Raw genomic sequence first — 23,052 nt, 5'->3', positions numbered from 1 at the left:
GCTGCTGAGCCGTTATGCGAGGCCGTCGTTCCCAGCGACTGTATGGACGATGAAGCTTGAGATTCACGACGACATTCGCCGCGCAGCGACGCTGCCGGCAGAGTTCTACCGCTCGCCAGAGATGTTCGCTGCATGCCGAGAGCGCATCTTCGCGCGCTCGTGGCAGATGATCGTGGGAGCCGAAGACTATGTCCGTGTTCCGGGCGATGCGCTGCCGTTTGTGTATTCATGGAAGGTTTCCTGGAAGAGCCGCTCGTGCTTGTGCGAGATGAGCACGACCAGATTCGGTGTCTATCGAACGTATGCACCCACCGAGGGAATTTGCTTGTGTGGCATCCGCAGCGATTGCAACGGGTAATCACGTGTAACTACCACGGCAGACGTTTTGCGCTCGATGGGCGATTCCTCCACATGCCTGCAACAGAGGGGATGGAAAACTTTCCATGCGAGTCCGATAACCTACGGCAATTGCCCCTTGGACGGTGGCGGCAGTTTCTGTTCACCTCGCTTGATCCTCTTGTGCCGTTTGAAGAATGGATTGCCGCAATGGAGTGCAAGGTGTGGTTTTTGCCCATCGAGGAGTTCCGCTTTGATCCTGCCCGCTCGCGGGATTACCTGGTGCGGGCGCACTGGGCGCTCTACTGCGACAACTACCTGGAGGGATTCCACATCCCGTTTGTGCACCGCAGCCTTGCAGCGGCGTTGGACTGCGAAGCGTACCGGACAGAGCTACTGCCATGGGGGAGCTGTCAGGTTGGGATTGCGCGAGGAGGAGAGGAGGTCTTCGAACTCCCGCCCGAGCACGAGGATGCTGGCCAGCAAATCGCCGCGTACTACTTCTGGCTGTTCCCGAACATCATGTTCAACTTCTATCCGTGGGGACTGTCGCTGAACATTGTGCGGCCGTTGGAGGTAAGGCTGACGCGGGTGAGCTTTCGTTCGTACGTGTGGCGAGCCGACAAGCTCAGCGTCGGAGCGGGAGCGGAGCTGGACCGCGTGGAGCGCGAAGAAGAAGCGGTGGTGGAAGCAGTCCAGCGGGGGATCCAATCACGTTTCTACAAGGCTGGCCGCTTCTCTCCTTCGCAGGAACAAGGCGTTCACCACCTCTGTCGGCTAGTGGCGAAGGTGTTGGGGCAGTAACTGGAAGAAACCCTACAAAGCACGTCGGGAGCCACAACGGTTTGACGCTGCAGTAGCTCAGTGGTTGCTGCGGAGGTGATGTAACAAACAACATGCATGGGCGGTCGCTACGGATTTGCGAGCATGAGAGCGAGTGTATTGTACGTTTGTGCCCGATACGTTTTGCGTGACCGTTATGAATAGTTATGGCAATTTCACTCTCGTGATTTGGAGTGGTAGTCCATCGAGATATTTTCGCGTGCCAGATACAATATCCACATAACGCAGGAGTCTGTAGGACGTAAGGATGTGAAAACAACGATGGTATGTACGCACGTTCTGAACCGCAGTAGGACAAGATACAGTCGAGAGAATGAAGGCATGTCATACGGAAACCGAATGAGACCCGGGGATGACAACAGCCATGTTGGGGACATTGATAGCAAAGAACTTACTCCAGAGACGTTTTATGCCAACAGTGAAGCGGTGGAAGCGGCTTGTATAGAACTATACAAACTCAATCGCTATGTGGCATGGAGTAAGTCATGAATGAGGTCCTCCTTTGGCTGATCTTGCTCGGCACGGCCCTCACGGTTGTCCTCGTGGTCGTCGTGCTGGTTCGTTCGTCGTGGGCTTTCCAGAACGCTGGGAAGGAACTGCGCGATGAACTCCGTATGGGGCGTGAGGAGGCAAAGAGTCTTCGGGAAGAGATATCTGCCACTTTGAAATCAGCCTACGATACGCTTTCGAAGACGCTCGAGAGCATGGGCAAGCTCCAGGAGAACCAGCTTGAGAGCATGACGAAGCAGTTGAAAGAAATCACGGATTCTAGCCAGAGAGCACTGGAGAACATCCGCACGACCTTCGACATACGCGTCAAGGAACTTCAGGAAGGCAACGAAAAGAAGCTCGAAGAAATGCGCAAGACAGTGGATGAGAAGCTCCACGATACCCTTGAGAAGCGCCTTGGCGAGTCCTTGCTCGTTAGTGAAAGATTGGAGGCGGTCCAGAAGGGTCTTGGCGAAATGCAGGCTTTGGCCACTGGAGTAGCAGATCTCAAGCGGGTTCTGACAAATGTGAAAACACGCGGAACGTGGGGTGAAGTCCAGCTTGGAGCGATCTTGGAGCAGATTCTCACAAATGGACAGTACGAAAGGAACGTCCGCGTGAATGAGGAATTAACGGAAGCAGTTGAGTACGCTATTCGGTTGCCGGGGCCAAAGGACAATCCCGGGGCCTGCGTGTGGCTTCCTATTGACTCCAAGTTCCCCCAGGAGGACTACCTCCGCTTGCAAGAGGCTGCGGAGAGCGCGGATGCTGAGGCGGTTCAAAGGGCAACAGAGGCCTTGGCACAAACTGTCCGGAAGGCTGCGAAGGAAACTCACGACAAGTACATACACCCACCCGCTACCACTGATTTCGCATTATGTTCCTCGCTACCGAGGGTCTTTATGCCGAGGTGCTTCGGCAGCCAGCCCTTGTCGAGGACCTCCTGCACCGGTATCGCGTCGTCGTTGCCGGTCCCACAACTATCGCGTCGTCGTTGCCGGTCCCACAACCTTGGCAGCCATTCTGAGTAGCCTCCGCATGGGCTTCCAGACCTTGGCGATCGAGCAACGTGCAGCGGAGGTATGGAGAGTCCTTGGAGCTATAAAGACGGAGTTCGGAAAGTTCGGCGAAGTCCTAGACAAGGTAAAGAGACAGCTCAATGCAGCTAGCCGCACGATCGAAGAGACCAGCATGCGGACTCGTGCTATGGAGCGGAAACTTCGTTCCGTCGAACAGTTGCCTGAGGAAGAAGCCATCCGGATCCTACAATTACCGGCCGGAGGTGCGGAGGTTATTGTTGAACCGGAGGGTGCGGAAAACGAAGGAATGGCCGACCAGTAGGAAATTCCCTTTCGATCTGGTCAAGTTGGCAACCCGGCCACCCAATAACGGGTTGCAACTGACGTTGCTCCGCAATGCGGCCGAACCTGACCGTTGGGCAGCGATATGTGTGTTCTCACGGAGATAGAGTATTGCTTCAGAGCCATCTCCCATGACGAACCCGTTGATCCTGATGAGAGTCACACCGGTCAACTCCAAGCTGGTTCAAGGAGTGGTTCGGGGTCTTATAACCTGGGGCGCTGTCACCGACTCAGTGTGGTCACCGCCATTCTGACCGATGACGAGATCGCAAATCGAAACCCAATTGGCTTTGTATACGCTGTTGGGTGAAAACGAGCGATTATTGCAGAGTACAGGTTTCAAGGTGCTCCGAACGCGGAACGTCGTAGAGCAGGTAGCTGCGGTATCGAAACGATGACATGAGTTTCGCCAGAGGCGTGAGGATTTGCTCGAGCAGCTTGAGGGAGAAGAGCAGTACATCGGGCTTCGGAAGTTCGTATGCGTTGTCTATACTCCTTCAAGCGAGGGCCAGCCATTTCACTGTTTGTCTCTTCGGTAACTAAACCTGCTGAGTCGAGTTCACGTGCATGCTCACGGCAGAGAATTAGTGCTTGTGGTGCACAGTGTTGAGAGCCTGTCTGCTGGTGGGCACCTCAATCACCAGATAGGTCCGTGTACTCGTGGATAGGCATCTATGCAACGGTGTTAAAGTCCAGTGTTTTCCAGGGAACCTTCGTGCTAGGTTTGTCTTGAACTTTTGGAGCAGCTCGGGAATGCCTTCTTTGCGCCAGCGTTTGTGACGAATTGGTTACTCGGCGGCTACTTCGTCGAGGAGGGTGGCGTCGTTGAGTCCAACAGTGAGGCTGTTTGCGAGCGAGCATTTTTCCGGGTCATGGTAGTCTTTGGCAAACTGCGGATCTCGCGCGCAGACAATCTTCCTCCGTAGCACATCAATACGCGGACCTGTAGCAACCCCGTCTCCGTAGTAGACTGCGGTTAGACACCCAAGGATGAGGGGGACAGCGACCATGTATACTGGCTGCAAAGATCCCGATCGGTGGGATTATAGACATGGCCTTTTTCAATAGTGCGAATCGCAGCTTCGTGCGTGCGAAGGTTGTGTAAGCTATGCGAAAATTCGTATGCTGCTTCCGTTTTCCTAGGGAGAGGGCTGGTGGTCGCCGCAAGTACTGTCCTCTCTAGCGACCACAGGCCCAGATGTAGCTTTGTTTTTCGATCGGTGACTTCGTGGCGTTTGCGGGTTGGATTTGCTGGCAACGTAGTGAACGAGTGGGAGAGGTGGTTAGGAAAAGTAGTGCAACAGGCGGTTCCGCTGTTATGCTTTTGGGTGACGCGTGGAACGAGGTCTCTGAAAAAGCCGTTGATTAACAGCAGTATGCTATTCTCAGTGCACTTCTCGTGCCACAACGGGAGAGATGCCATGGCTCTGCGGCTGAAAGCGATCGTTGTGCTTAGCTGGTGGTTGTGTGTCCACGTGGCGTTTGGTCAACGGACGTGGTACTTTTCGTCGTCGCAGGGGGACGACAGGAATGATGGCAAGACGCCGGCAACCGCGTTGAGGTCGGTGCAGATGTTGCAGCATCTGTTGTGGGGTGGTGCAATCGGGGGTGATGCGCTGCAGCGAGGGGACACAATCGCATTGCTGCGAGGAGATACCTTCAGAGTTGTGTATGCGCAGTCGTGGGGTCCGCTGGCGTACTGGATTAGCCTCCACAGCAGGCTCCTGACACAGCCTGGCTTGCCAGTGGTGATTACAGCTTACGGACCTCCAGATGCGCCGCTTCCAATGATTACGGGAACATGGCGCTTGAGCGACTCGGCGCGCAGTATTGTTGTGGGGACAGATGGTATCGTCAGAGTGGCAAAGCCATTTGGGGGACACGACAGCCTGATGCCACTGAGGGTGTTCTACAAAGGCATTCCTCTTACTCCCGCACGCTTCCCGAACGACACCATGCTCATCCTTTCAAACGTCCGAGCACAAGACCCTTCTCAACCCGATACGCTTGTTCTTGCCAGGGGGCAGGGGGCGTTGCCCTCCGCGGCTGGAGCGCTTGTGTGGGCTTCAGTTGGGGCTGACTACTCGTGGGGCTGCTCGAAGGTAATCCGGCAGGCGGGCGACAGCTTGATCACGCTTAGTTGGGGATGGGCTTATCCTTTGCGAGGCTCCCGGTTTTACCTTGAGGGCAAAAGGGAATTCATTGACAAGCCCGGCGAGTGGTACTATGACGAGCAGACCGACACGCTGTACCTTTTGCCGCCAGAGCTTCCCTTTGAGCCGCAGCAGTACGAAATGATGGTCATCGGGATCAACCAAGCGAATCGAAACATCAACTATCTCTCTCGAGGGCTAGTGCTCACAATCTCGTATGACACTCTTCCGCGTTTTCCTCTCCAGAACGTTGTTATCGAAAACATTCACTTTTCCCGGCTCGTTGAAGGTGTCCGACTGGCAGGGGTCAAGGATGTAACGATTCGCAACTGCATGTTCACAGACTGCTTCCGAGGAGTTTGGAACTTCCTTGCAGAAGGACTTTCGGTGGTCAATAACAAGTTCTTCGACACTGGTGTTTTTCCCGTCTGCGTGTACGGGAGAACTCCTGCGAGACTCCTTGGCCATCCTGGATGCATGACGCGGAAGGTGTATGTAGAGCACAACACAATCAAACGGACTGGGTTCCCACACCGATGGTCATGGCAAACCGCAAGCGTCGATAGCTCGCGGTTTGTGGTGGAGACTGGTGGCATCATTGTGGGCCATAACATTGACAGTGTCATTGTACGCTACAACGTCATTGACAGCTCCGACCAAGCAGGAATCTTTGCATCCTACGTCACAGAAGCTCGATGGGACAGTGCATACAAGGGAACCATCCCGTTTGTGATAGAAAAGAACCTCATCACGAACTTCTGTATGCATCACTCCGACTGCGCAGCAATCAAGCTCGGCTTTTACTGCAGGAACGGAATTGTGCGCAACAACATTCTCATCAAGGGCCACAACGGGGATAAGTCCCACCATGCCTACATCGTGAGGCCCTTTGCGATAGGCATCTACAGCGATGTTGGTCCGCATGATGTCGTCTGGGACGGCAACACTGTAATTGGTACCGACTTGGGGTGCCACAACTACTATGGAGGCGGTCCGGTCCGGAACATCAAGATTTACCGGAATACCTTCTACAACTGCAGAGTGCAAGGTGCCGATGCAGTAGCAGGGGAGGGAACAGAAATCCGCGGGTGTGAGGTGAGAGGAAATGTGTTTTTTGGACCAATGCATGGGACAGCAGCTGTGGCTGCCCTTGACTACTCTCGAAACGGAAGAGCTGACAGATTTGACCTCGTCAACGAGAACCTCTACGCCCTGCCGACCTACGCTCCGGCATACTTTCACTGGAGTGCGGAGGAACGAAGGGATTTTGTGTACGGTTTCGGGCAGCTCAGGAGCAGAACGCCGTACGAGCAATCGCCACTGAGCCGGTGGCTGGAGTGGGTGCAGCTGAGAGCGTGGGATACAGCTCGTGTGAAGCGGCAACTGATACGGAATGCAGTGTTGGAAATAGAGCCGCTGCCAATCCGGCCATTCGGCGGAGTTCAGATGGAGCGAGTGGCAAATTCACCGCTGGGAGGTCCTGCGGTCATGCTCTGGTATCCAGATACTGCTCGCAATCACTGGGCGGGCTTTGTAATGGTTAGTGGAGAGCCGTTCTATTCCACTCTTACAGCACCGAACGAAATTTACCGGTGGAGTCTCCTTTGGGCAAGCAATCGGCGAAAGGAGTACTGGTCGGTGTGGTGGCCGCGGACAATTCACCCGAATACAGGAGATACTATCATCATTCCCTACCACTTTGCCCTGCCGGTGCGACAGCCGTACAAGGGGGACACACTGCGGGTGTATTACCAGCCGCGGTTTCGGCAGTTCTGGACAATGCCGCACGTGGTTATGGAGCCGGGAGATACCGTGTGGCTGAGCTACTACAACGTCGAGGAGATTGACCCGCAGACGGTGCCGTCGTTTGAGGAGCTGTTTCCAATCTTCATCAATCCATCGGACACGGTTCGCACAGTTGAGCTACCGCGGGGATGGGTGTACATGACGTTGGATAGTCAAGTAGTGTGGGGGCGTGTGCAAGTGGCACCATGGGGGAGCCGGATTTTGATGCGCGTCAGATATGATACAACAGTGATAGGGCATCATGGCGAGGTTCCTCTTCAGAAGTGGGCGGTAGTGTACCCGAACCCGGTGGAGGAGATGCTGACGGTGCTACTGCCAGAGCGGGGGACGGTAAGGGTGGTGTCCGTGGATGGGCGGGAGGTGTACAGGGGTGTGGTGGAGGAGCGGGTAGTGGTGCCGATGAGCGGGTTAGCAGCGGGGGTGTACCTGGTGCATATTCAGTATAACGAGGGGCGTAGAGAAACTCTCAAAGTTGTGCATCGGGGGACGACCGCAAAGTAATTGCGGATTGCTACAAACCATGTAGATTTGCCAGCAACCATCACGACTAGCGTTCGACGCGTGGGTGAGTTGAGGATTGATCACAAAGTAGATTTGCCGACCATGTCGCAGGTGGACCCACGAATGGCAATGGGTTGCGGATTGGTCACAAAGTAGATTTGCCGACAACCTGTACGATAAACAGCGTGGCAGAGTAAAATGGGTAGCTGCAAGATGCGAGGTGTTGCTGCTATCCGCCTTGCGATCATCGCGCCGTGCTGGGCTGCATGTACTGTGTACGCGCAGCAGCTCGATGCAAGGAAAATTGTTGAGAAATGTGCCTCTGCCGTTGTCCGCATCGAGACGGAGAAGGGTGTGGGGGCAGGATTCTTCATTCACCCACAATACATTGTCACCAACAAGCATGTTATCGAGCGAGGGGGGGGTGCAGAGTCATATATGCGCAAGTACGAAACAGCATACTACTCGCCCAATCAGATTACTGTGCATCTCAAGTCAGGAGAAACAATCCCGGTCATTGAAGTTAACGCTTTCCGTGATCATCCCCAAATTGACCTTGCAGTTCTCAAAGTACGGGCGCGGCAGAGAACGGTCTTGCCCATCAAGCCAACTGTCGCTGAAGTAGGAGAGGAAATCGTTGCAATAGGTCATCCCCTCGGGAGTCCGTGGAATGCGACGAAGGGGATTGTTTCGAACAACAGTTACCAGGACCTTCTGCAATTGAACGTTGCGCTTGATCCGGGCAACAGTGGTGGTCCGCTCATCAACGCACAGGGGCAAGTAGTTGGGGTAGCCCAGGAAATAGTCCTTCTGGCACAGACTGCGAACTTTGGAGTGCGTTCTGACGTTCTCAAAGGCCTGCTTGATTACTATGGTATCCCGTATAGCACGGATCCCCTGTTCTACCCTACCCCGCAGGGTTTGGAAGAACAGTTTCGTTTGCTTCAAAAACAGCAGCGCGCGTTGGAGGAGCAGAGTCAACGCCTAGAGGAGCAGCAGAAGCGGCTCGACAGTGAGTGGGAGCGACTACGCTCGGAGCGGATGAACTTTGAGAGGGAGAAAGCGGCTTTCGAGGCAAGAAAGAGGCAGGCAGAGGAATTTCTCCGAGAGTACGAGATCAAGTCCAATTCCCTCAATCGCCGAGAGCAAGAGTTGGAGGAACGCAAGCGAGAGCTTGAACGACGCGAACGTTGGATCCAGGAAAAAGAATTCACCATCACCGAAAAGCTCGGTGAACGCTTCTCGCTTGAATGCATCGGTCTATCGAGTTACGAAGTATACGGAAGGTCCTTTCTCCCTCGGGCGGCGGTGGGACTTTCATATCGCTTTGGTTTTGTGCGCGATAGCGATGGCGAAGTCGTGGTTGCCGACAAAGTCGGTCTTCTGCTTACTCGGCAGTTCTCCCTGACAGGATGGCAACGGGATGAGCTATCAGTCGGGATGGCATTTAGTGGTCTTGTGCGTCTTGCACTTGGTGCGGTTGTGCGCGAGCGCTTTGGCTCCATAGAGGGGTCATCCGGCGGTCCACGGCCTCCGTTTCGCTATGTGGCAACAATCGCGATAGACTTTATCCCCCGCAGTCCCTGGACCGTGGGAATGGGGTTGACTGCCACGGGGAAGAAAGGCACTCCGGTGGAAGCACTGATGCCCTACATAATGCTTGGCTATGAGCTAAATTTTCTCCGGTGGTGAGAGCCGGCAGTATCGAATATTGGCATAGTCTTCGACTTCGCACAGTGGTAGTGTTGATGTGTGGTAGTCACGTGGAACAAAAACTCTTTCTACGTTACCAAGAGCATAGGAGAGCTGGCCAGGGGCATTGTCAATGGCAGCTATGGATGGTCACGGGGCGGTTTTGATCCCGTTATTTAGAGCGATGAGGTGTTTTTGCGTGGCAGGTGCAATGTCGGCACGATGCAGGAGTTTGTAGGACATAAGGGCGTGAGAACGGTACATACACACGTTCTGAACCCTGGCGGAGAAGAGTGTACGTCGCGTAGCCCAATTGACGCATTGTCCGTACAGAGAACGATGTTGTACAGAGGCTGCATAAGAACCTGTAAGATGACAAGGACGATGTTGAGGATGTTGACCGCAAAGGACCCTAGTCATTCAGTCAATAGTTGGGTGACAGTAGCATGTAGCGCAATGGTGGTGTAAAATCGCAGTAAATCACGCGCGAGGGTAAACTATGCCGGGAAAAGGTGCTGCTCCAAAGAGCGGCGATGAACTTAAGCGAAAAGTAGTTGCTCTCGCCCAGAGGATGGGTTTGAAAGCGGAGACGGAAGTCGAGGCTGCCAGGAGACTCTGGGGGCAGCGACGTTACATTGATGTGGTCATTACGGACGAGAGAACGGGCAAACGTTTGGGCGTGGAATGCAAATATCAAGCCACACCAGGAACGGCAGAGGAGAAAATACTTGCTACAATTGACGACATTGCTCACTGGCCGATCCCTGGGATTGTAATAGACGGAGAGGGCTTCTCTGCCAATATGCGGCACTACTTGATGTCTACCGGCAAAGTAGTTTGGTATAGCGAACTTGAGGAGTGGTTGCGTTTATATTAAGTGGGCCGGTGGCAAGACACAATTGGCGGATGCGTTGCTGGAACGCATGCCGCCTGTGTTTAACGTCTATCATGAGCCCTTTGTAGGGAGCGGCGCTCTCTTCTTTCGCCTCTACCGCGAGCGCAGAATACGACGTGCAGTTCTCTCCGATCTTAACGCTGAGCTGATCGATACGTACCTGGCCATTCGCGACTGTGTTTCAGAAGTCATCAGGCTTCTTTCCGAGTTTCCTCACGACAGAGAGTTTTATTATGCTATCCGTGAAAAAGACCCTTGGCAATTGGGCCTACCAGAACGGGCAGCTCGCATGATTTACTTGAACAAGACGGGATACAATGGTCTGTATCGCGTGAATCGCCAGGGGAAATTCAACGTTCCGTTTGGACGGTATAAGTCCCCGAAGTACTTGGACCGAGAGAATCTGCTTGCAGTTTCTCGGGCATTACAAGATGTTGACATTCTATGCGCACCGTTCGAAACGGTACTGGAAAGGGCAGCTCCAGGCGATTGGGTGTATTTCGACCCGCCGTATGTGCCCTTATCACAGACGGCTAACTTCAGGTCGTACCACGCAAATGGCTTTGGACTATCTGACCAAAAACGCTTGCGTGATGTCTGCGTCGAGCTAAGCAAGAACAGAGTGTATGTTATGCTCTCTAACTCTGATACCGAAGTCGTCCGGTCTCTCTATAGCTTGCCCTACTTCACCATAGGTGAAGTACTGGCAAACCGCGCTATCAATTGCAACGGCGCGAAGCGAGGCAGAATCACGGAATTAGTCATTACAAACTATCCCGTTGAAAGGGCAACTCAGCTACATCTGCTGGAGCAACCACCTCTGCATCTTGTGCCGAACGTTGTATAGACCGCTGTCTGACGTGTAGCTCAACTCAGTAGTCCTCGGCTTGCTTTGCTCGCTCTAGTAGTGCGGCTTAGCTGCAGCTCGTTAGACATGGACCAGGAGATTATCCCAGCCAGCCTTCGGGGAGGCGGGCAACGCCGAGGAATCCAAGTATGCCAACGATGAGAAGGAGGAGAGTAGTCCGCAGATGCCACTGGGATGCGGGTAAGCGTCTCCGCCAGCGGAGCGGCAAGTGCAGTAGGACTAGGGATCCTATCATGAGCGCCGTATGCTCCCAGCGGTAGTGTGGGACGTTCGCCCAGCCCGTCCATTTCTGGATGAAGATCACGCTCCCCAAGAGGAACTGGAGGGCGAAGAGTCCCAGCAGCACAAGCAGAGGGGCTACTGCCGTGCGTGGCACGGATGGATTGGACTTCTGCAGGCTGCTAGCGAGAACAGCCACAAGCGCTACTATCCACGCCACAACGACGAGCCAGCGGTTGTGTCCGTGGAGGGTGACTAAGAAATCCATCGGCGTGCGTCTTCGGCTTTTGGGCAGCTACTCTGCAGATACGCCATCCTGCTCGGCGATTGGTTCTGGAGGTTACGCATGCGTGAAGCATCACTCAGAGGAGGCGGTCAGGCTGACTGCTGGGATGCGGGTTCTAGGATAGCGACCACCTCGCCGAAGAGCGTTGCTGAAGTCGCCTGTCGGATTCGAACGCGGATGAGGCTTCCGGTGCCAATCTCTGGACTCTTGGGGAAGATAACGACCTTGTTCGTATCGGTCCGACCCTGCCATTGCTCAGGGTTGCGCTTGCTAGGGCCTTCAACCAGGACCTCGTGGAGCCGGCCAATCTCCTTCTCTCGGTTGATCTCGTACGAGATCTGCTGCTGCAGAGCGATGATCTCATTGAGGCGGCGAACTTTGACCTCTTCTGGGACGTCATCGCCCCATTTCCAGGCTTTCGTGCCTTCACGGGGGGAGTACTTGAACATGTAAGCGCCGTCGTAGCGAACGGTGCGCAGCAGCTCCAGCGTCGCTTGGTGGTCTTCTTCGGTCTCTGTGCAGAAGCCAGCGATGATGTCGGTGGAGAGCGCACAGTCGGGCATGACGGAGCGGATGCGTTCTACTCGCTCCAGGTACTGCTCTACGGTGTATCCCCGGTTCATGAGGGCGAGGATGCGGTTGGAGCCAGATTGGACGGGCAGGTGGATGTACTTGCAGAGGTTGGGGTATGCGGCCATTGTGTCGATGAGCTTGTCGCTCATGTCGCGCGGGTGGGAGGTGAGGTAGCGGATGCGCATCTGCGGGGCTGCTTCGGCACATGCGGCTAAGAGGTCTGCAAAGTCTGCCCCTGTGATGGGATCACGGTAGCTGTTGACGTTCTGTCCCAGGAGGGTGACCTCCTTGAAGCCGCGCTGCCAGAGACGACGGACCTCGGCGACGATGGACTGGAGCGGGCGAGAGCGCTCACGTCCACGGGTGAATGGCACAATGCAGAACGTGCAGAACTTGTCGCAGCCGCGCATGATGGAGATCCAGGCACTGATTCCCTCGGTCCGCAGGGGCTCAATATCGTCATAGGTCTCGACACGGCTAAGGCGGACGGCAATCCCTTGTTCGCCAGCGAAGGCTTGTTCTAGGAGCTGTGGGAGCTTTCGGTATTCGTCGGGACCGACCACAAGCTCTACCAAGCGCTTCTCGCCTAGGAGTCGAGAGCGAAGCCGCTCAGCCATGCATCCCAGAATCCCGACGACAAGCTCGGGCTTGCGACGCTTGTAGGGTTTCAGGTGGTTGAGCCGCTCGAAGACTCGCTGCTCGGCGTGCTCGCGGACGGCACAGGTGTTGATGAGGATGACGTCTGCGTCTTCGGGATGTTCAGTGATGCCGTAGCCATTGGCATGGAGAATACCCAGCACGATTTCGGAGTCGTTGAGATTCATCTGGCAGCCGTAGGTCTCGATGTAGACTCGGCGTGCCCTCTGTTCCTTGCTAGGGACTTGGAAGGGCTCGAGTTGAGAGAGCACGGGAAGCTCCAGCATCATCGTCTTAGAAACACGAGTCGTCGGCAAGGTGTATAACGAAGCACTGCCGGCTTTCGTGAGAATGTGGGTATCGCCATGCTGGGAATATGTTAGCACTATTGGAACGGGTTGTTGTTGTTGGTGATCGCGTGCTCATCAGACCCCGGGTTGGGGAAGTACGGACAAAGTCAGGGCTGTACCTGCCGCCGGGAGTCCGGGAGAACGAGAGGGTACAGACTGGCTACGTCGTCAAAGTGGGCCCAGGCTACTTAGTTCCAGCCCCGCCGGAGTGGGAGGAGCCGTGGAAGCCTCGTGAAGTCCAGTACCTCCCGCTCCAGGCGCGAGAAGGGGACTTGGCGATCTACCTTCAGCGGGATGCCTTAGAGCTGGAGTTAGAAGGGGAACGGTATGTCGTCGTGCCTCATTCCTCTATCTTGCTGCTCATCCGGGACGAGGAGCTATTGGAGGGGTAGGGCACGGGTGGCCCTATACAGCGCTGGATGTTCAACGGCATGGAGGGCATGCCGATGTGGCTAGGGTTCCTGTTCCTTACAGTTGCCGTGGCGCATGAGTCAGTAGCTCAGTGCCTACTGTATCCGGTGCCACTTTGGGAGCGGGTGGCCGAAAGCGAGCTAGTAGTGGAGGGACAGCTGGTGCGAGAATGGGTTGTTGAAGAGCCATCCCGACGGATGCTCTACACGGTGTGGGAGCTCGCTGTGACGAAGCATTTCCATGGGGTGCTGCCAGGACCACGGCTACGTGTAGCGCGGGAGGGTGGGGTCCTCGGGGACCGAGCCGTCGTCGTTGAGCCATCAGCGCCGTTACGGCTGGGGAGCGTAGGGCTCTTCTTCTTGCAGCGCCTCCCTACATTGGAGCCGATAGAAGGCCAGATGTACACACTCACAGCAGGTCCACAGGGGGTGATACTGTACGAGCTTGCTGAGCAGAGGGGTTATGATCCTTTCGCCACTTATTCACTACTGGAGCTCTATCGGGAGCTAGAACAGCTGACGGGGCGGCCTTACCGGGAGTATGCTCCGGTACCCCAACCCCAGGGCCTACGGAAGGGGGAGCCAATGCAGCCGATGGCGAACATCACAAGCTTCACTCCCAGCACGATTCCTGCGGGCACGTTTGACACACTACGGATTTTGGGCTCTGGGTTCGGGAGCACTGCCGGAAGTGTCCGCTTCCGGAATCCAGACGATGGCGGGAGTTCGTGGGTTAGCGTACCGAGCAACCACATCGTGCTGTGGACCGATACTGAGATTCGGGTTATCGTCCCAACACAGGCTGGAACAGGCACGTTCCAAGTCATAACCTCTGCCAACCAGACCATCACTTCCCCCAGCCAGGTCACCATCCCTTACGCACTGCTGACGATTTCCTCCGGCGGTGTGCGCTACCCAGTGCGCCTAGTGAACCACAACGGCAGTGGTGGGTATACGCTGGTGCCAAACAGCAACTTCGCCGCAAACACGGCGGCATTCCAGGCGTTCATGCAAGCGCTCCAGACATGGCGCTGTAGCACGTACGTGAACTTTGGCCTCATGGAGACAACGACCAACATCAACTGTCCCTCCGACGACGGGACGAACATCGTCAGCTTTGACGCTACCTCGTGCTCGCTACCGAGTGGCGTTCTAGGGGCAACTTACAACTACTACACTGCGTGCTCCATGGGGGGCCAACAGTACTGGAGGCGGGCCGGTTTTGACCTCGTCTTTCGGCGTACGGCTCCAGGCGGGGGGTGGAACTTCGGCCCGCAGCTGCCGAGCAGCACTCAGTACGACTTCGAGTCCGTTGCGCTCCACGAGTTGGGGCATGCCCATCTGCTGGGGCACATCATTGCAGCAGGACAGCTGATGCACTACGCCATCGGCCCAGGGCAGACTACACGGACTCTAGGTGAACAGACGGACAGAGCTGGTGGACTCCGGGTTATGCAGCTCAGCACTGCTAGTGCGCCGTGCGGTCCAGGGGCTATGGTGCCGTTGACATCGAGTACTTGCGTTGTCGGCCGTCCAGTAGCTGGCTTTGGGGCACAACCACGCCAAGGCTGCGTTCCACTGACGGTTGCCTTCTCGGATTCCAGCACTGGTGCCACGAGCTGGGCGTGGGATGTAAATGGCGATGGGGCTACTGATTACACGACCCGCAACTGTGTCCACACGTACCAGCAGCCTGGCCAGTACACGGTGCGGCTGATTGTCAGCAACTCGTACGGTAGTGACACCTTGGTGCGTACCAACTACATCACGGTCTACCCATTGCCCGTAGCAGACGCAGGGACAGATCGAGCCGTCTGCCCTGGTGAGAGCATCCGTTTAGGGGGCGCTCCGACGGCTTCGGGCGGGACGGCCCCCTACCAATATGCTTGGGAGCCCACCACAGGGCTGGACGACCCCACGAGTGCAAACCCTACGGCGCGGCTGGAGACCTCACAGCAGTACGTGCTGACCGTTACCGATGCTCGGGGGTGTCAGGCACGAGATACGGTGACCATTGTCGTACGTCCGCGGCCTGAGCCGAGGCTCTCAGTCATTGGGCAGACGGCATTCTGTGAGGGTGATAGCGTCCGTCTGGTTGCGCCGATAGGCTACCAGCGCTATCGCTGGAACACGGGTGATACAGTGCGTGTCCTGACGGTGCGCCGTGGTGGCCCATACTGGGTAATGGCACAAGATGCTTTCGGCTGTTGGGGGACTTCGGATACGGTTGTGGTGACAGTGTATCCACTGCCCCAGGCACAAGTTACAGGACCGTCCGCTGCCTGTGCTGGAGATACTGCGTCATACCGTGCAACTCTGCCACAGGCGGGCGACTGGTTTGAGTGGATGGTGCTGGGAGGTCAACTCCTCCGTGGCCAGGGGATGGCTGAGGTACTGGTGCGCTGGACAACCCCTGGCACAGGCCGTCTGCTCCTGCGGCAGCGGAGCCAGTATGGATGCGAGGCCCTCAGTGATACCTTCCGGGTGGTCGTCCATCCGTTGCCACGGCCGGCAGTGACGGTTGTCGGTCGTGCGGCCTTCTGTGAGGGCGATAGTGCCGTGCTAGAGGCACCGGCGGGATATCTCCGCCACCGCTGGAGTACTGGTGATACAACACGTCGCATCGTCGTGCGGAGTGCAGGGACTTACTACGTGGAGGTCGTCTCTACTGCAGGCTGTAGAGGGGCTTCCGATTCGGTGACAATTCGGGTCTATCCGCTGCCACCGAAGCCGGACATTGAGCGCCGTGGCGATACGCTCATCTGCACTCGGGAGGCAGCCGCTTACCGATGGTATCTCAACGGACAGCCGATTGTCGGTGCAACAGGACGCCGCCTGGTGGCACGACTCTCGGGGAGCTACGCCGTGGAGATCACAGACAGCAACGGCTGTCGGAACATGTCCGATCCGATAGGGGTCGTTGTCAGTGTGGCTCTGCAGCCTGGAGGGATGGCGCCGTGTGTTCCGAACCCTGTTGGCGACTTCCTCTGGGTGGAGCTGCCAGAGGAAGTTGAGACGGCCCAGGTGGTGCTGAGCGACGTCCTCGGTCGGACGGTGTGGAGCGGGACTGCGCAGAGGATGGGGAAGCAGTATGCTACTGTGCCTGTCCGGTCGCTCCCTGCAGGGGTCTATGCAGTCCGCTTCGGCGGGTGGCGAGGGCAGATTGTGTGCTACGTCGTCAAGTACTGATGGAGAGCTGCCCCTTCCAGAGTCGAATTGCTGAAGCCATTACCGAATCTATCGCCGTGAAGCGTCGGCTCCTGGAGGAGTGTAGTCAAGACATCCAGCGCTGTGGGGAACTGCTCATAGAGACCTACCGCCGTGGGGGGAAGGCCTTGCTCTGTGGAAATGGAGGTAGTGCCGCTGACAGCCAGCACCTGGCTGCCGAATTGGTCATACGGCTGCGAGGACACGTCAACAGAGCCGCTATTGCCGCCATGGCGCTGACTGTGGATAGCTCTATCCTAACAGCGGGCGGAAACGACCTGGGTTTCGAGAATGTGTTTGCCCGTCAGGTAGAAGCATACGGGCGTCCCGGGGATGTCTTGATTGCTATCTCCACCAGCGGTAACTCGGAGAATGTGCTCCGCGCTGTGCAGCAGGCGCAACGGCAGCAGATGAGTGTCATTGGGCTGTTAGGCGCTGGTGGTGGACGAATCCTGCCGTACTGCACTGCTGCTGTTGTGGTGCCCAGTCACGTGACTGCGCGGATTCAGGAGGCCCACATTCTCGTGGGGCACATCTGGTGCGAGATGCTGGAAGAGGCACTCTTTCCGGAGCTCTTCGCGTAGGGTGCAACACTCTGATGGACCCTTCGTCCTTGGCCCCTCGTTCAAAGTTGCACGAGGTAGGAAAGATGCCAACGAAGCACGAATATCTCCGCCCGGAGCTCGCTATAGAGCACCTTGACATTACACGCTACCCCGACATTGCTCCTCTGGTGGAGGCAATGGGGCGCATGGCGTTCCAGGCTCGGAACCTCCACCAAGCTGCACATATCTACGAGCAGATGCTGCAAGACGAGCGCTGTACGGTTATCCTCTGCTTGGCTGGCTCGTTGGTCAGCGCGGGGTTGCGACGGGTGATTGCCGACGCCATCCGTTTCCGGATGGTGGATGTCATCGTCTCTACCGGCGCCATCATCGTGGACCAAGACTTCTTTGAGGCTCTGGGCTTCCGACACTACCAAGGTTCGCCGCGGGTGGACGACGACGAGCTGCGGGAGCTCATGATTGACCGCATTTACGACACCTTCATCGATGAGGAGGAACTGCGGGTGTGCGACCATACCGTCGCTGAACTCGCAGAGCAGCTTCCTCCAGGCGTCTACAGCTCGCGGGAGTTCATCGCTGCGATGGGACAGTACTTGGTTGCGCGAGGGATTGGAGAGGAGTCCATCGTGCGGACGGCATACGAGCACGGCGTGCCCATCTTCGTTCCGGCCTTCTCTGACTGTTCAGCTGGATTTGGCCTGGTACTCCACCAGCATCGCCACCCAGAACGGCATGTGGCGATTGATTCCGTGAAGGACTTTCGGGAGCTCACCTACCTGAAGATCCGGGCGGGTGAGACAGGGTTGGTCATGGTGGGCGGTGGGGTGCCGAAGAACTTCGCGCAAGACGTGGTGGTCGCGGCAGATATCTTGGGACATGCCGTGCCGATGCACAAGTACGCCATCCAGATCACAGTCGCTGACGAGCGTGATGGAGGGCTTTCGGGCTCTACTCTCCGGGAGGCCAGCTCATGGGGGAAGGTTGCGGGAACATACGAGCAGATGGTCTTCGCCGAAGCTACATTGGCCCTTCCGCTCCTGGTAGGCTACGTCTACCATCGGGGTGTGTGGAGGCAGCGGCAGCCGAAGCGCTGGATGGATGCTTTCACCTCTCCCGAAGTCCTGCGGTCTGCGGTGCTCTCCCTACCTTAGGCCCTCGGACCAGGAGATGAAGCCATGAGCAATGTCTTCAGTTGGGTGTTGCTCTAGGCTGACATCGGCGCTCCTACTTCGACCCGGGAAGGCGTAATGCGGCCCGCAGCGTTTGGAGGAGTTGTTGTAGCAGTCTGACCTTTTCCTGGGTGCGTAGCATTCCGGGGTGTGTCCTGATGTCTCGGAAGTGGCTTGCTTGCTAGGAGGCTAAAGCTCTGGGTTTGTGGAATGGCTGATGGTGGCATTGCGAGCGGACCCGCTGGGCTGCATGCTCCATACAACTCAGAGGAATCGCATCACGGCGGTAACGAATCTGTATAGGCCACCTTCGACGCTCTGCCGTGATATCCAGAGTGTTCACTACGATCGGCGACAAATGACCGTCAATCCTTCTTGTCGTGGTTGTGCCATCTTCGCAACCATGCTGCTTGAGGCCTCTCCGTCTCCTGAAAGCTGGGGGTGGAAGGCCGGACTTGTTCGTGGCTTGCTACTACATTCGACAGCAGTGACAAGGCCCTAAGAACTGGGCCGTCAATCGAACTCTGATTCTGGAACGGGGCCGGTGGTCGCCTGCTTTTACAGCATGTGTCTGGTGATGGTGCCGGCAAGGACGATGATTGGACCTGCGAGGACGAATGTGCTTCCTCAGCTCCCTAAGTCCCACTTGCCGAGTTCTGGGGCGTGGACTTGGTAGAGGATGCCGTAGCCGCCGTCGGCAAGCTGCCAAATGTATCGGCTGTCGGCGCTCGTTCTTGAGCTTGTTGGGAAGGGCCTACCGGAGGGTGGTGCAAAACCTCCACGCGCGAAGCGGAAGCTCAGCTCCACGGGTGGGATTCGAACCCACAGCCCCCTGGTTAACAGCCAGGTGCTCTACCGTTGAGCTACCGTGGAATGCTGTACGTCAATTCGCTCGCAAAAATACGGTGGTAGGCGGATTCCGGAATGCCGAGGGCCTCACGGCAGCTGCTGAGGTCGGTAGCCTCATTCCTGATCGCTGACGGACTGGGGATCATTGGGGCTGTGCTCTTCTCCATCCTCTTAGGGCGGCTTCGGGGGGCAGAGGAGTTGGGGCTATACTCGTTCAGCATGGCGCAGGCGCTGCTTTTGCAGCTGTTTGTAGAGGCAAACTTTGCTGTGACACTGCCGCAGGAGGTGGCCCGTACTGGCACGATAGCCTCCCCACTGCGCCAAGCACAGCTTGCGAAGTGGTACTTGGCGCTGATAGGGTTTCCGCTGGGGGTCGGACTCACGATTGGGCTGGGAAGGGCTGATGCGCTTGCGCCAACGGTGGCAGCGTTTGTCGTCTCGCTCTTCCATAGCTTCGTAAGTAGCTACGCGGCTCTCCTCCAGGGACTTGGGGCGCTACAGCTCTTGGGGGCTGTGATTGCCGTCAGCAGCACGTTGGGGGCTTTGGCAGGGATTGCTGCGGTAGTGGCTGGGTGGCCGCTCGTGCCTGTGATTCTCGTCCAAGGAGGTGTTGGTGCACTCTCTGCATGGGTGTGGTTCGGGATTGCTCTTCGACGTTGGCAACCAGGGTGGCCTCTGTGGCGGACGTATGCGGTGGAGTTCCTCCGCGATGTCTTTGCTCGAGGGGTGCGGGGTACGTGGGAGGCTGTCCTCGATGTACTTCGGGAGCGGTGGTATTGGATTGCCTTCGGCTTTGTGACGAATGGCTACATGCGCTTTGGGGTCCTCTTCCTCGGTTGGGTAGGGGCTGAGGCAGCCGCTATCGGGGCTTACTCCGCAGCACAGCGATTCATGATGGTCCTGCGGATGATCCCGAACGCTTTCTTCCGGGTCCTACTCCCGCAGTTCGCGAAGCTGCCCGACCAGTTCTCGGAGCTTTGGGCTGTGGGAATGAGTGCTGCTGTAGGCGTCCCGATCGCCGCTGGCATCTACGGTGCTGCGCCGTGGCTCATAGAGTGGACCTTCCGGATACCAGAAGCGGTGGCGATGCTGCAAGTATTGGCGTGGGCACTGCCGGGAGTGATGCTCTCGCATCTTGCTGAAGCTTACGGTCTGACCCTTCGAGGGCGACAACGCCAGATCGTGCTGTGGGCAGCGGTAGTCTTGGGGCTGGGCTTCCTGTCGGCAGCATCGTTGCTGCCTCCGTGGGGGAGCATCGCCGTTGCATACGTCTACGTCGGCATGGAGACGCTCTATGCTCTCGGGGTCATGCTCATGGTCTGGGGACAGCGTCGCAAGGTGCGGCATGGGGCGACGGTGGGGCTATAGAACGTGGGCTGTGTTAGGACTCTGCTGTGCGGTAGGGGTGTTCCTTGCAGGCTGCGCTAATCCATTGCTGCCCCCCGGGGGACCTCCGGATCGGGAACCGCCGCAAGTGGTCTCTACTGAGCCTGTCTCTGGGACGACGCACTTCCGCGGCAATACCATCGTGCTCCGCTTCAGCGAATTCGTGGACAAGGCCTCCGTATTGGCTTCTCTTTCGCTACAGCCGCAGAAACCCTGGAGAGCAACGTGGGATTGGCTCGGAAAGACGCTCTCGTTGCGCTTCACTGAACCGCTGGACTCCAACACAACGTACGTGCTCACGCTCGGTACTGACTACCGAGATATCGCTGGCAATACAGCGGCGGCTGCCGTTAGTGTCGTCTTCTCCACAGGCGAGCGCATCGATCGCGGCCAGATCGAGGGACGGCTCGTGGACGCACAGCCTGCTGGAGTCTTCGTGCTGGCATATCCTCTGGCCAATCTGCAACCCGATACCCTCAATCCAGCCCATACGCGCGCCCGGTACTGGACGCAGGTTGGGACTGCGGGGACCTTTCGGCTCCAAGGGCTGCCAGATGGGGAGTATCGGCTCTTCGCCCTGCGGGACGCTGACCGCGATGGCCTCTACACGGAGGGCCGAGACGGTATTGGGACGACGGTTGAGTCAGTGTTCGTCCGAGCGGATACCCCAGCCGTAGCGCTCCTCCGACTCAATCCTGTTCTTGACCAAGCCCCACCAGAGCTTATGGACGTTCGTCCGCAGAGTCAGCAGCGCGTGCGCTTGGTTTTCAGCGAGCCGCTGGACACGGCGTCGGTGCAGGCATCGGCCGTTGTTGTGGAGGACAGCACTGGTTCGGTGCGGTTGCCAATCGTGGCAGCATACCTGGTGCCGGGGAGCTCTGCAATGGTGGAGCTCATGATGGCTCAGCCTGTCATGGACACCTTGAGCTTGTGGTTTCTCCACCTGTTGCCAGGCGGGATTCGGGACACGTCCGGGAATGTTGTTGCACCGCAGCAACGACGTTTCCGCTTCCGCAGAGGGCTTGATACCGCATGGGTTCGCTGGGCTACTGTTCCGCCCGACAGCTTCCAGTCCCTTCTCCCGTGGCAGCCCCTCGAGCTCATTGCTGAAGCGCCGTTGGATAGCACAACCGCAGAAGTCTCCATTCGGGATGAACGCGGCCGGGCAATGCCGTACCGGTGGGAAGTGGTGGCTCCGAACCACTGGCGGCTATGGCCTCAAGGGCGATGGGACAGCGAGCAATGGCAGCAACTCCGAGTCCATTTCCGCTCCCGTCAGCTTCCTGGCGGACGCATGCTTGCCGATACGCTCTTGGTTCGCTCCTTCCGGAGCGTGGATACTCGCCAGTATGCGGACCTAGCCGGAGAACTCCAGGACAGCCTCCGGTGTCGTGGTCCTTACATCCTCGAGGTGCGGGCTACGCGCGGGGCTTCTGGAATCTGGCGGCAGGAGCTCCCCCAACCTGGTCCATGGCGCTTTCGGGAGCTTCCACCGGGCTTCTACGAGTTGGAGGCCTTCTGCGATGAGGACCGCAACGGACGCTACAGCGCTGGGCAGGCCTTCCCTTATCGCTTCGCCGAACGGTTTGTGCGAGTGGGGCCGATAGAGCTGAAGCCACGCTGGAGTACGGAGGGCGTCCTCGTCAGGATGCCGTAGTCATAGGCAACGGGTGCGGCCGCCGTCAACAGGAAGGCTGACGCCGGTGATGTATGCTGCCGCTGGGGAGGCTAAGAAAAGAGCAGCGGCGGCGATCTCCTCAGGCTGGCCTATCCGTCCGGCGGGGATGGAGGCTATGGTGCGCTGGATGACTTCGCTAACGGGAATCCCTAGTTGCTGTGCCTGGTACTCCCAGAGGGCCTGTAGACGCTGGGTGAGAATACTTCCGGGCAGGATGGCGTTGACGGTAATCCCCCAGGGAGCTACCTCGGCCGACAGAGTCTTCATCCAGCTTGCTAATGCAGCGCGGACAGTGTTGGAGACTCCCAGCCCTTCAATCGGCTGACGCACTGAGGTGGAGAGCACGAGCAGGATCCGACCGTATCCTTCGGCCCGCATGTCCGGCAGCAGGGCTTGCATGAGAAGATGGGCTGTCCAGAGGTGCTGGCGGAAAGCGGCCTCAAAGGCGGTCAGCGGTGCCTCTATGAGCTTCCCTGGTGGAGGCCCACCGGTGTTGTGCACCAGGATGTGGTAGACAAGGCCCGATTGGTCCAGGTGTTCGCGCACGACTCGATCTAGCTCTTCGGGGTAGCTGAAGTCGGCAGCGATGGCATGGTGGCGCTGTCCGGCAGGGGTAGGGAGAGCTGCTCGGACGGCCTCCAGGCGTTCTGGGGAGCGTGCCAGCAGTGTCACGGAGGCGCCGGCGCGTGCGAAGGCTTCAGCGATGGCTTTTCCAATTCCTTGTGTGCTGCCGCAGACGAGCGCCCGCCTCCCCTCAAGGCTCAGTTCCATCGGGCAGG

At 57.4% G+C, this 23,052-nt stretch carries 14 protein-coding genes, 1 tRNA gene and 3 pseudogenes; 12 read left to right on the top strand and 6 right to left on the bottom strand.

Going from position 1 to position 23,052, the window contains the following annotated elements:
• Positions 1-49 precede the first annotated feature (49 nt).
• Together NZ960_05230 and rmuC are read left to right on the top strand one after the other, a co-directional pair.
• Positions 50-1,140 (top strand): annotated as a pseudogene (locus NZ960_05230) (aromatic ring-hydroxylating dioxygenase subunit alpha).
• 524 nt (positions 1,141-1,664) lie between these two features.
• Positions 1,665-3,009 (top strand): annotated as a pseudogene (rmuC, locus tag NZ960_05225) (DNA recombination protein RmuC).
• Between the two features lie 718 nt (positions 3,010-3,727).
• Here rmuC and prpD read toward each other — a convergent pair.
• Positions 3,728-4,125 (bottom strand): annotated as a pseudogene (gene prpD, locus NZ960_05220) (2-methylcitrate dehydratase).
• Between the two features lie 325 nt (positions 4,126-4,450).
• Between prpD and NZ960_05215 the strand changes: the two are divergent.
• The 4 genes from NZ960_05215 (at position 4,451) to NZ960_05200 (ending at position 10,923) form a co-directional block, all read left to right on the top strand.
• Positions 4,451-7,489, top strand: coding sequence for a right-handed parallel beta-helix repeat-containing protein (locus tag NZ960_05215; protein ID MCS7177006.1), 3,039 nt, complete (start codon positions 4,451-4,453; stop codon positions 7,487-7,489).
• Between the two features lie 213 nt (positions 7,490-7,702).
• Positions 7,703-9,181: a trypsin-like peptidase domain-containing protein gene (locus NZ960_05210; protein MCS7177005.1), complete on the top strand. Its 1,479-nt coding sequence runs from the start codon at positions 7,703-7,705 to the stop codon at positions 9,179-9,181.
• Between the two features lie 499 nt (positions 9,182-9,680).
• Positions 9,681-10,058 carry a hypothetical protein gene (locus NZ960_05205; protein ID MCS7177004.1) on the top strand — a complete coding sequence of 126 codons (378 nt, stop codon included), beginning with the start codon at positions 9,681-9,683 and terminating at the stop codon, positions 10,056-10,058.
• Entirely contained in the window at positions 10,024-10,923 is a 900-nt protein-coding gene (locus NZ960_05200) for a DNA adenine methylase (protein MCS7177003.1), read from the top strand. The genes NZ960_05205 and NZ960_05200 overlap by 35 nt, the downstream gene beginning before the upstream one ends.
• A gap of 100 nt (positions 10,924-11,023) precedes the next feature.
• Here NZ960_05200 and NZ960_05195 read toward each other — a convergent pair whose 3' ends face one another.
• A complete protein-coding gene (locus tag NZ960_05195; protein ID MCS7177002.1) occupies positions 11,024-11,431 on the bottom strand; it encodes a hypothetical protein in 408 nt (135 codons plus the stop codon).
• Between the two features lie 107 nt (positions 11,432-11,538).
• The gene (gene miaB, locus NZ960_05190; GenBank protein MCS7177001.1) at positions 11,539-12,948 is read right to left on the bottom strand and encodes a tRNA (N6-isopentenyl adenosine(37)-C2)-methylthiotransferase MiaB; all 1,410 of its coding nucleotides are present in this window, start codon (positions 12,946-12,948) and stop codon (positions 11,539-11,541) included.
• A gap of 86 nt (positions 12,949-13,034) precedes the next feature.
• Here miaB and NZ960_05185 point away from each other — a divergent pair, with 86 nt between their 5' ends.
• The 4 genes from NZ960_05185 to NZ960_05170 all read left to right on the top strand — a co-directional run bounded on the left by NZ960_05185 (position 13,035) and on the right by NZ960_05170 (position 18,342).
• Positions 13,035-13,400: a co-chaperone GroES family protein gene (locus NZ960_05185; protein ID MCS7177000.1), complete on the top strand. Its 366-nt coding sequence runs from the start codon at positions 13,035-13,037 to the stop codon at positions 13,398-13,400.
• 54 nt (positions 13,401-13,454) lie between these two features.
• Positions 13,455-16,607 (top strand): PKD domain-containing protein, encoded by a 3,153-nt coding sequence (locus NZ960_05180; protein ID MCS7176999.1) that lies wholly within the window; start codon positions 13,455-13,457, stop codon positions 16,605-16,607.
• Positions 16,607-17,209 carry an SIS domain-containing protein gene (locus NZ960_05175; protein ID MCS7176998.1) on the top strand — a complete coding sequence of 201 codons (603 nt, stop codon included), beginning with the start codon at positions 16,607-16,609 and terminating at the stop codon, positions 17,207-17,209. Before NZ960_05180 ends, NZ960_05175 begins: the two co-directional genes overlap by 1 nt.
• A gap of 65 nt (positions 17,210-17,274) precedes the next feature.
• Positions 17,275-18,342, top strand: a complete 1,068-nt coding sequence (locus NZ960_05170) for a deoxyhypusine synthase (GenBank protein ID MCS7176997.1) — start codon at positions 17,275-17,277, stop codon at positions 18,340-18,342.
• A gap of 645 nt (positions 18,343-18,987) precedes the next feature.
• Here the strand turns inward: NZ960_05170 and NZ960_05165 are convergent.
• A complete protein-coding gene (locus tag NZ960_05165; protein MCS7176996.1) occupies positions 18,988-19,167 on the bottom strand; it encodes a hypothetical protein in 180 nt (59 codons plus the stop codon).
• Positions 19,162-19,233, bottom strand: a tRNA-Asn gene (locus NZ960_05160). The genes NZ960_05165 and NZ960_05160 overlap by 6 nt, the downstream gene beginning before the upstream one ends.
• A gap of 51 nt (positions 19,234-19,284) precedes the next feature.
• Here NZ960_05160 and NZ960_05155 point away from each other — a divergent pair.
• The gene (locus tag NZ960_05155) at positions 19,285-20,577 is read left to right on the top strand and encodes an oligosaccharide flippase family protein (GenBank protein ID MCS7176995.1); all 1,293 of its coding nucleotides are present in this window, start codon (positions 19,285-19,287) and stop codon (positions 20,575-20,577) included.
• A complete protein-coding gene (locus tag NZ960_05150) occupies positions 20,555-22,252 on the top strand; it encodes an Ig-like domain-containing protein (GenBank protein MCS7176994.1) in 1,698 nt (565 codons plus the stop codon). The genes NZ960_05155 and NZ960_05150 overlap by 23 nt, the downstream gene beginning before the upstream one ends.
• On the opposite strand, the gene NZ960_05145 is transcribed toward NZ960_05150, so the two are convergent.
• Entirely contained in the window at positions 22,253-23,044 is a 792-nt protein-coding gene (locus NZ960_05145) for an SDR family oxidoreductase (protein ID MCS7176993.1), read from the bottom strand.
• Positions 23,045-23,052: the final 8 nt, after the last annotated feature.

This window comes from Candidatus Kapaibacterium sp., from assembly GCA_025059875.1.
Classification (GTDB): domain Bacteria; phylum Bacteroidota; class Ignavibacteria; order Kapaibacteriales; family HRBIN21; genus HRBIN21.
This window is presented reverse-complemented; position numbering and strand designations above follow the sequence as displayed.

What these genes read in the sequence shown, in the direction of transcription:
- NZ960_05215 (MCS7177006.1), top strand. Translation starts at nt 4,451, where the DNA reads ATGGCTCTGCGGCTGAAAGCGATCGTTGTGCTTAGCTGGTGGTTGTGT.
- NZ960_05210 (MCS7177005.1), top strand. Translation starts at nt 7,703, where the DNA reads ATGCGAGGTGTTGCTGCTATCCGCCTTGCGATCATCGCGCCGTGCTGG.
- NZ960_05155 (MCS7176995.1), top strand. Translation starts at nt 19,285, where the DNA reads ATGCCGAGGGCCTCACGGCAGCTGCTGAGGTCGGTAGCCTCATTCCTG.
- NZ960_05180 (MCS7176999.1), top strand. Translation starts at nt 13,455, where the DNA reads ATGTGGCTAGGGTTCCTGTTCCTTACAGTTGCCGTGGCGCATGAGTCA.
- NZ960_05195 (MCS7177002.1), bottom strand. Translation starts at nt 11,431, where the DNA reads ATGGATTTCTTAGTCACCCTCCACGGACACAACCGCTGGCTCGTCGTT.
- miaB (MCS7177001.1), bottom strand. Translation starts at nt 12,948, where the DNA reads ATGATGCTGGAGCTTCCCGTGCTCTCTCAACTCGAGCCCTTCCAAGTC.
- NZ960_05170 (MCS7176997.1), top strand. Translation starts at nt 17,275, where the DNA reads ATGCCAACGAAGCACGAATATCTCCGCCCGGAGCTCGCTATAGAGCAC.
- NZ960_05205 (MCS7177004.1), top strand. Translation starts at nt 9,681, where the DNA reads ATGCCGGGAAAAGGTGCTGCTCCAAAGAGCGGCGATGAACTTAAGCGA.
- NZ960_05150 (MCS7176994.1), top strand. Translation starts at nt 20,555, where the DNA reads ATGGGGCGACGGTGGGGCTATAGAACGTGGGCTGTGTTAGGACTCTGC.
- NZ960_05145 (MCS7176993.1), bottom strand. Translation starts at nt 23,044, where the DNA reads ATGGAACTGAGCCTTGAGGGGAGGCGGGCGCTCGTCTGCGGCAGCACA.
- NZ960_05175 (MCS7176998.1), top strand. Translation starts at nt 16,607, where the DNA reads ATGGAGAGCTGCCCCTTCCAGAGTCGAATTGCTGAAGCCATTACCGAA.
- NZ960_05185 (MCS7177000.1), top strand. Translation starts at nt 13,035, where the DNA reads ATGTTAGCACTATTGGAACGGGTTGTTGTTGTTGGTGATCGCGTGCTC.